The sequence below is a fragment of the Burkholderia sp. Ac-20392 genome (assembly GCF_017104585.1).
In the GTDB taxonomy this organism is placed as follows: Bacteria; Pseudomonadota; Gammaproteobacteria; order Burkholderiales; family Burkholderiaceae; genus Burkholderia; species Burkholderia lata.
Genome location: NZ_JAAGPB010000404.1, coordinates 1 through 7,876, shown reverse-complemented (window position 1 = coordinate 7,876; position 7,876 = coordinate 1). Strand labels below are relative to the sequence as shown.

Here is a 7,876-nt window from a genome sequence, read left to right as displayed (position 1 = left end):
GCGCCGTGACGCGGCCGACGCCGAGCGTCTCGATCTCGTCGAGCAGATCGTCGAGCGCATCCACACGCACCATCCCCGCGCGCTGGAACGCCGCCGTATAGAGCGCGTCGCCGGGATCCGCGCGGCCGGTGCGCAATGCGAGCACCGGCTTGTTGCGCGCAGCCGCGCGCGCGGCCGACATGAACTTGCGCGCGGCGCGCACGGTGTCGAGTTCGAGCAGGATCGCGCGCGTGCCGGGATCGCTCGCGAGATAGTCGAGCACGTCACCCGCATCGACGTCGGACTCGCCGCCGAGCGCGACGACATGCGAAAAGCCGAGGCCCCGCGCATCGGCCCAGCCGAGCACCGCGTTCGTCAGTGCATTCGATTGCGACACCCACGCGACGCCGCCCGATCGCGCCGTGTAGGCCGGCGCGCCGAAATGCGCATGCCGTGCAGGCGACAGCACGCCGAGGCTGCCCGGCCCGACGATACGGAGCACGAACGGCTTCGCCGCCTTCAGCGTGCGATCGAGCGCGGCGCGATCGGCGTCCGTGCGCGCCTCGCCGACGATCACCGCGACACGCGTGCCGAGCTCGCCGAGCTTGCGCACGATGCCGGCCCAGGTGGCCGGCGGCGTGCAGATCACGGCCACCGACGGCGGCGCGGGCAACCGGTCGACATCGGCCACGACCGGATGCCCGTGCAGGTCGCGATACTTCGGATTGACGGGCCACACGGGCCCCTCGAACGCGCCGTCGAGCACGCGCGACCACACCATCGCGCCGATACTGCCCGCGCGCGACGACGCACCGACGACCGCAACGGACTTGGGCTGGAACAACGCATCGAGATGGCGAACGGTCACATCGGCTCCCTGCGGTAACGAAAGACGACCCGATCGGCATGCGGCACGGAGAGACCATACGCCGATCGACGCGAACCCAAAGCATAGGCGAAGCACATGCGGCTGCCTATATGCCGAACGGTCGACTATTCGACCCACGTCAACGCTCGCACCATGGATCTGCAACACGAGTATGGAAGCCATCACCGCGCGCCGGCCGAGCACATTCGCTCGGCGCACACGGTACAGGCGTGCAGCGCGACGCTGCGTCCGCTTCGTCAAAGGTGAGGATTTACGGGAGCTATGGTGAGACTCTTCGGGAATTGCACGGCGCCCCGCGCAAACACGCGAAAGGTGATCGGAATTCGCAGCACGCGTGCACCACGAGAATGGCGCAGGCCAATGCGCATGTGCTGCGCAATTGCACGGCTGTTTACCGGAATTCGCCGCGATATGCCGTCGAATCGCAGCGAATTCGCAAAACGGGATCCGTTGATTGCGCAGCGTCGCAGTTCAATGCGCCGTCGGGAATCGCGCCGGGAATGCACAAAAACAAAACGGTGCGACGGCCGCATGGCCGTTCGCACCGTCAGTCAGTACGCGAAAGGTGAGGTTTTTCGGGAGTCAGTCCTTGATCAGGAAACGTGCGCGGTTCTTGCCGAGCCACGTCGGCGAGCGCCCACGGCCACTCCACGTTTCGCCCGTCTTCGGGTTCAGGTATTTCGGCGGCGACGCACGCTTCGGCTTTGCTGTGGCAGTGGCCGCGCCTACCGGACGAAACCCGAGCTCTTCCGGCGTAATGTCGTATTCCTCGATTTTCGCGCGGATATCGGCAATCGCATCGGCAATCGCCTTCTCGCGTTCCTTGTCGATCTTTTGCTGAAGCCGTTCGAGCTGTGCGGTCAGTTGCCTGTAGGTCGCCATATGGATGGGACTCCGTGAGTGTTATTCGTGAAAAATAGATGACTCTCAGCCAACAGAAAAACACTTCGCCCGATCGTGGCCGCCTCAGCCGGTTATCTCGGGATCAATAACCGCTCTTCTTCTTGCACGCGAAGAGAAGATTTCGCGTGGCGTCATCGCTCGATTGCTGAAGCACTTCGAAATCGCCGTTGCAGATCGCCCGGGCGTTGTCCGTGCAATTGCTCCAGTCGCTGCCAGTGCATTGCACCTGGGTAGTCGGACGCCCGTCCGAAGTGAACAGCGGCGCGCTGCCGCCACACCCGCCGAGCCCTGCAACCAGAGCCAAAACAACGGCCGCCCGAGGCCACCGACAGACCGACGCAAGCATGTGTTTCATTGTTCTTCCCGTCAACCTTTTTTTGAATGTCGCGAGTATGCCATGCGCGGCCCTTCGGCCGTCAGTTCGGCGTACGGCCGGGTTGCCCGCGCGCCTTGTACGGCAAGCGCTTGCGTGGATCGTCGGTGATGCGAACGAACACCTGCTCGACGTCGGGAAGCGCCTCGAGTTCGCGCTGCAACGCCTGCTGATCGAACGCCGTGTCGGCACATCCTTCGACGTAAATGAAACGTCGCTGCACGGTGATCCACAGGCTCGTGCCATGCAGCCGATCGGAGCCGGCGAAGTGCGCCTTCACGGCGTCGGCGATCGGTGCGTCATACATATACGAATTCGGCTTCGTGCAGCGATGCGCGAGCCAGCAGGTGGTGCCGCGTTCGGCGCGGTAATGCGCGTCGTCCGTCATCTCGGCCCGGGTCATCCACGGGCCGAGCGGCAACGGGCATTCGGCCACGTCACGCGACAGCGCGACGAACGGATCGTTGTACCAGTTGCGCCGCGCCTCGGGCGCATCGGTGTCGCCGGACTGCGCGAACGCAGCAGTCGCCAGCAGCAGGGTCAGCCACCCTGCGATGCCGATCCGTTTCATCGTGATCTCCTGTTCGATGCTTCACGTCCGAGCGCGTCGGCTTGGCCGTTCGGCTTACCGGTCGATGCCCAGCGCCGCCAGTTTCTTGTACAGCGTCGCGCGGCCGATCCCGATGCGCGCGGCCGCTTCCACCACCTTCCCGTCGCAGGCCGCCAGCGCATCGGTCAGGAACTGGCGCTCCCACGCCGCCAATGCATCGGCATACGAAGCGGTCGACGCAGCGGGCACCTCGCCCGCGCGCCGTTCGACCGGCGCCACGGCCAGCGGCTGCGCCGGCGCCGCAACGTCCGTCGATACGCGCACCGGCCCAAGGAACGGCGCGAGCGCACGCGCATCGATCACCGACCGGTCCGACAGCATCAGCGCGCGTTCGAGCGTATTGCGCAACTCGCGCACGTTGCCCGGCCACGGATACGCACACAGCATCCGCAGCGCATCGTCGGTCAGCTCGCAATGGGCGGCGCGTCCGTGCTGCGCGGCCAATTCCTCGAGCGTTGCGTAGACGAGCGCCGCGATGTCGGACGCGCGCTCGCGCAACGGCGGCGCATGGATCGTCAGCACGTTCAGCCGGTAATAGAGATCCGCTCGAAAACGCCCGGCCGCGACCAGCGCCGGCAGGTCGGCGCTCGTGGCCGCGATGATCCGGACGTCCGCACGCACGATCCGGTTCGAGCCGACCGGCTCGAATTCCTTGTCCTGCAGCACGCGCAGCAGCTTGCCCTGCAGCGGCAGCGGCATGTCGCCGATTTCGTCGAGAAACAGCGTGCCGCGATCGGCCAGCTCGAACTTGCCGACGCGCCCTTTGCGATCGGCGCCCGTGTATGCGCCGGGCGCCGCGCCGAAGAATTCGGTTTCGAGCAGCGTGTCGGGAATCGCGGCGACGTTGACGGTCACGAGCGGCTGGAGCGCACGCGCGGACGCCGCGTGAATCGCATGCGCGAGCAGTTCCTTGCCGGTGCCCGTCTCGCCGAGCAGCAGCACCGGCGAATCGACCTGCGCGGCGCGGCGCGCCTGGCGCTTGGTTTCGAGGCTCGCGGCGCTCGTGCCGACGAAGCTCGCGAACGTGTATTTCGCGCGGCGCGCCTGCGCGAGCGAACGCTGCGTCGCGATCAGCTGCTGCTGAAGCTGTGCATAGCGGGAAAAGATCGGCGTGAGCGTCTTCAACTGGTCGAACAGCGCGAAGCCGATCGCGCCCACCGTCTCGCCGGCCTCGTTCTTCAGCGGCAGGCGCGTGACGACGAGCGGCTCGCGGCCCGTCTCCATGATGTCGAGCAGGATCGGCTGCCCGGTCGACACGACCTCGCGCATCAGGCTGTTCGGGATCACGGCCTCGCAGTCGAGGCCGACGGCCTGCTGCGGATCGGCGAAACCGAAGCGCGCCGCGTACCGCTCGTTCATCCACACGACGCGCGCATCGCGATCGACGACCACCGTGCCCGCGCTCGAATCCTCGAAGGTCCGGAACAGCGACTCGGCGGCGCGCCGCAGCACGTCGCCGTAGTTGACGGGCAGGCGCGCCCAGTCGTTCATCATCGTGTCTTCGTCTCCGTGTATTTTCGACCGGTTGTCTCCGGAACGAGACGGATTATCTCACTCTGGAGACACGCCGCAATGCGTTGTCCGGGAAAGCCCTGCCCGCTTCCACGGGCTGGCCGGACGGCCATTTCGTCTCCAGATCGAGACGTTTTATGTAGAATCCTCAGACAACGACCGGCGCGGGCCCGCCGGTCTCCGGCGGACCCACGTCCGGCGGTGCAATGCGGCCGATGGCACGAAACCTGCACGAACCTGAGCCGGTCCGCGGCGCGTCGCGCGATCGAACAACAACCAAAGCCATTAGGAGACTCCCCTTGTCTTTCGTGATCGTCCTCGCCGCGCTGGCGTTCCTGATGTTTGCCGCGTATCGCGGCTACAGCGTGATCCTGTTCGCGCCGATCGCCGCGCTCGGCGCGGTGCTCCTGACCGAACCCGCCGCCGTCGCACCGGTCTTCTCCGGCATCTTCATGGAGAAGATGGTCGGCTTCGTCAAACTGTATTTCCCGGTGTTCATGCTCGGCGCAGTGTTCGGCAAGGTGATCGAACTCTCCGGGTTCTCCGAATCGATCGTCCATGCGGCGATCCGCTACATCGGCCGTTCACGCGCGAATGCGGTGATCGTCGCGGTGTGCGCTCTGCTCACCTACGGCGGCGTGTCGCTGTTCGTCGTGGTGTTCGCGGTCTATCCGTTCGCGGCCGAACTCTATCGCCAGAGCAACATCCCGAAACGGCTGATGCCCGGTGCGATCGCGCTCGGCGCGTTCTCGTTCACGATGGATTCGCTGCCCGGTACGCCGCAGATCCAGAACATCATCCCGACCACGTTCTTCAAGACGACCGCCTGGGCCGCGCCGGCGCTCGGCACGATCGGCTCGCTGTTCATCATCGTCGTCGGCCTCACGTATCTCGAATGGCGCCGCCGTACGGCGATGGCGAAGGGTGAAGGCTACGGCACGTCGCTCGTCAACGAGCCGGAGCGCGTCGAGACCACGTCGCTGCCGCATCCCGCGCTCGCGATCCTGCCGCTGATCCTCGTCGGCGTGTCGAACTTCGCGTTCACGAAGCTGATTCCGCAGTGGTACGGCGCCGCGTCGTACACGGTCGCGCCGGAAGTGCTGCCTGGCGTGCACGCACCGGTCACGACGTCGATCAAGACGGTCGTCGCGATCTGGTCGGTCGAGGCCGCGCTGCTGCTCGGTATCGTGCTGGTCATCCTGACCGCGTTCAAGCGCGTGAGCGGCCGTTTCGCGACCGGTTCGAAGGCCGCCGTCGCCGGTGCGCTGCTCGCCGCGATGAACACCGCGTCGGAATACGGCTTCGGCGGCGTGATCGCCGCGCTGCCGGGCTTCCTCGTCGTCAGCGATGCACTGAAAAGCATTCCGAACCCGCTCGTCAACGCGGCCGTGTCGGTCAGCTCGCTCGCCGGTATCACGGGCTCGGCATCGGGCGGCATGAGCATCGCGCTCGCCGCGATGTCGGACCTGTTCATCAAGGGTGCGCAGGCTGCCAATATCCCGCTGGACGTGCTGCACCGGGTCGTCGCAATGGCGAGCGGCGGCATGGACACGCTGCCGCACAACGGCGCGGTGATCACGCTGCTCGCGGTTACGGGCCTCACGCACCGCGAGTCGTATCGCGACATCTTCGCGGTCACGATCATCAAGACGCTCGCCGTGTTCTTCGTGATCGCCGTGTACTACACGACGGGGCTCGTGTAACAGCCCCTCGGCGGCCCGTCTCCGGGCCGCTGCCCACCGGCCGCGTCGATGCGGCCGGCTTCTCCTCCGCTCCTCCCCCTTTTTGCCGCGCGCCGCCCGGGCGCTTTCGCCGGCTCACTCATTGTTGTCCACAGCAGAACACTACGTTGGTCGCAGCGGCATTTTTCGCGCGTCGGGCGAGGCCTACACTGCTTTCGACGGTCACCGTATGCGATCGGCACCGTCGCAAACCTGGAGGTATCCGTTCATGAAGCCGCTGATCCGCACCATCGCCCTCGCTGCCGCCTTCGCCGCTCCCCTCGCCGCGCAGGCGCAAGCCAACCAGCCGCTTACGCGCGCCGAAGTTCATTCTGAAGTGGTTGCATTGAGAAAGGCCGGCTTCCAGCCGAGCGACTGGTTCTACCCGGCCAGCATTCAGGCCGCCGAGGCAAAGATCGCCCGGCAGCAGGGTGCCCCGCGGGGCGCGGGCGCCGGTTACGGCAATCGCGGCGCGTACTCCCCGGGCCAATAATCCGGTTTCGAAGCCGCCGGCTGTGTGTGCGTCAGCGCCACGTTCCCGGCCCGCGCAGCGCGCGCCGCACCGCGCGGTCAGCGCGGCTCGATGCTCGCTTTCGCGTAGGACTCACGCTCCAGCTCCAGTATTTCCGCGCACAGCTGCAGGTGCGTGCCGGGCGGCGCAACGACGTGCCGCTTCAACTCCGCCAGCACCTGCTCCGAGAATTCGCGCTTGACGTCGGTCGTCCGGCCGCTCAGCACCGCGAGCTTCGCGTGGACGAACGCGCGCGACGCCGGCGACGTGCCGACCGCGAATGTATCGAACCGCAGCGCGCGGCTCTTGATGTCGAGTTCGTCGAAATGGCCGGACGCGACAAGCGCGGCATTGAGCGCGCGCAGGGTCGCGCCGGCGTCGAACCCGTCGAGGTTCGCGGAATATTCGAGCGTCAGGTGGGGCATGGTGTCGGTGGCCTCGTGGGTATCGGGAAAAGCGCCGGAAGGCATCCCGAAAGCCCACGCAGTGCCACCGGATCTATGCCTTGACCGGCTGGATCAGACGCGCGCAGGCGCTTGCCTGCGGATCGCCGGCGGGCAGTTTCCCACAGATGCCGTCGAACTGCTTCGCGATCGATTTGACCGACGCATCGTGCGCACCGCTGCCGCGCCAGCGGTTCAACTGCGTGACGACCTTGGTCAGCGCGCGCAGGTTCGCGCCGTAGAACGCGTCCCGCGTCTTGTCGGCCTGCGCGAGCACGCTCGCGGCAATCCCTTCGATGCGCGCCGAATCGTCCGGCGCCAGCTGGACCGCATTCGCAAAGTAGGTCGCGCCCCAGCGCAGCTTCGTCGCCGGCCCGCTCGCCGAGTCATATGCCTTGCGGTACCAGTCGAGCGCCGCGGCCTTGTCGCCGCGCGCCTTCGCATTCGCAGCCAGCCCGGACATGAAGTAGTACGGCGTGGACGAACGCGTCAGCTCGGTCTTCAGCAACGCATCCGACTCGTCGTACAGCCCCGCGTCGGTCAGCGTGTCCGCACCTTCGCTGACGAGCGCCTGCCGCTCGTATGCATTCGCGGCGCCCTGCACCGACGCGGCGATCTGCTTGCGCGCCGTGTCGGCCAGCGCCGGCGCGGCCAGCGGTGCGCCCTTGCGTGCATCGCCGCGCGCGAGCAGCACGCGGCCGTGCAGCGCCATCAGCCGGTCGATCGACGACAGCGTGGTATCGGTCGACAGGCGCGCGAGGGCCGAGTCGTACGCGCCACGCAGTTTCGCGCGCTGCGCGTCGTCGCCGCCGAGATACGCAACCACGCGCGCAGGCGCCGCAACCAGCACATCCGAATCGGCACGCGACAACGCAGGATCCTGCAGCACCGTGCGCAACGAATCGGCAAGCGCTGCCTTGTCGAGCGCGCCGGCA

The 7,876-nt window shown here is 66.7% G+C and carries 8 protein-coding genes and 1 pseudogene; 2 read left to right on the top strand and 7 right to left on the bottom strand.

What is annotated here, in order from left to right; all coding sequences use genetic code 11:
* The 5 genes from G3N99_RS30275 to G3N99_RS30255 form a co-directional block, all read right to left on the bottom strand.
* Nucleotides 1-847: CoA-binding protein (locus G3N99_RS30275; protein ID WP_206124205.1), on the bottom strand; the 847-nt coding region annotated here is incomplete at its 3' end.
* Nucleotides 848-1,450: 603 nt separating this feature from the next.
* Complete coding sequence (locus G3N99_RS30270) at nt 1,451-1,750, bottom strand: H-NS histone family protein (RefSeq protein WP_174940680.1); 300 nt, start codon at nt 1,748-1,750, stop codon at nt 1,451-1,453.
* 103 nt (nt 1,751-1,853) lie between these two features.
* The gene (locus tag G3N99_RS30265; protein ID WP_174940679.1) at nt 1,854-2,126 is read right to left on the bottom strand and encodes a hypothetical protein; all 273 of its coding nucleotides are present in this window, start codon (nt 2,124-2,126) and stop codon (nt 1,854-1,856) included.
* A 61-nt stretch (nt 2,127-2,187) separates the two neighbouring features.
* The gene (locus G3N99_RS30260; RefSeq protein ID WP_174945773.1) at nt 2,188-2,715 is read right to left on the bottom strand and encodes a BON domain-containing protein; all 528 of its coding nucleotides are present in this window, start codon (nt 2,713-2,715) and stop codon (nt 2,188-2,190) included.
* A gap of 54 nt (nt 2,716-2,769) precedes the next feature.
* Nucleotides 2,770-4,248, bottom strand: a complete 1,479-nt coding sequence (locus G3N99_RS30255) for a sigma 54-interacting transcriptional regulator (RefSeq protein WP_206124204.1) — start codon at nt 4,246-4,248, stop codon at nt 2,770-2,772.
* A gap of 317 nt (nt 4,249-4,565) precedes the next feature.
* Here G3N99_RS30255 and G3N99_RS30250 point away from each other — a divergent pair, with 317 nt between their 5' ends.
* Both G3N99_RS30250 and G3N99_RS30245 read left to right on the top strand, forming a co-directional pair.
* Complete coding sequence (locus G3N99_RS30250; protein ID WP_174940673.1) at nt 4,566-5,969, top strand: GntP family permease; 1,404 nt, start codon at nt 4,566-4,568, stop codon at nt 5,967-5,969.
* Nucleotides 5,970-6,216: 247 nt separating this feature from the next.
* Nucleotides 6,217-6,480 (top strand): DUF4148 domain-containing protein, encoded by a 264-nt coding sequence (locus G3N99_RS30245; protein ID WP_206124203.1) that lies wholly within the window; start codon nt 6,217-6,219, stop codon nt 6,478-6,480.
* A 77-nt stretch (nt 6,481-6,557) separates the two neighbouring features.
* Here the strand turns inward: G3N99_RS30245 and G3N99_RS30240 are convergent, their stop codons facing one another.
* Both G3N99_RS30240 and G3N99_RS30235 read right to left on the bottom strand, forming a co-directional pair.
* Complete coding sequence (locus G3N99_RS30240) at nt 6,558-6,923, bottom strand: 5-carboxymethyl-2-hydroxymuconate Delta-isomerase (RefSeq protein ID WP_174940669.1); 366 nt, start codon at nt 6,921-6,923, stop codon at nt 6,558-6,560.
* A 73-nt stretch (nt 6,924-6,996) separates the two neighbouring features.
* A pseudogene (locus G3N99_RS30235) lies at nt 6,997-7,876 on the bottom strand (thioredoxin family protein); the annotation flags it as partial.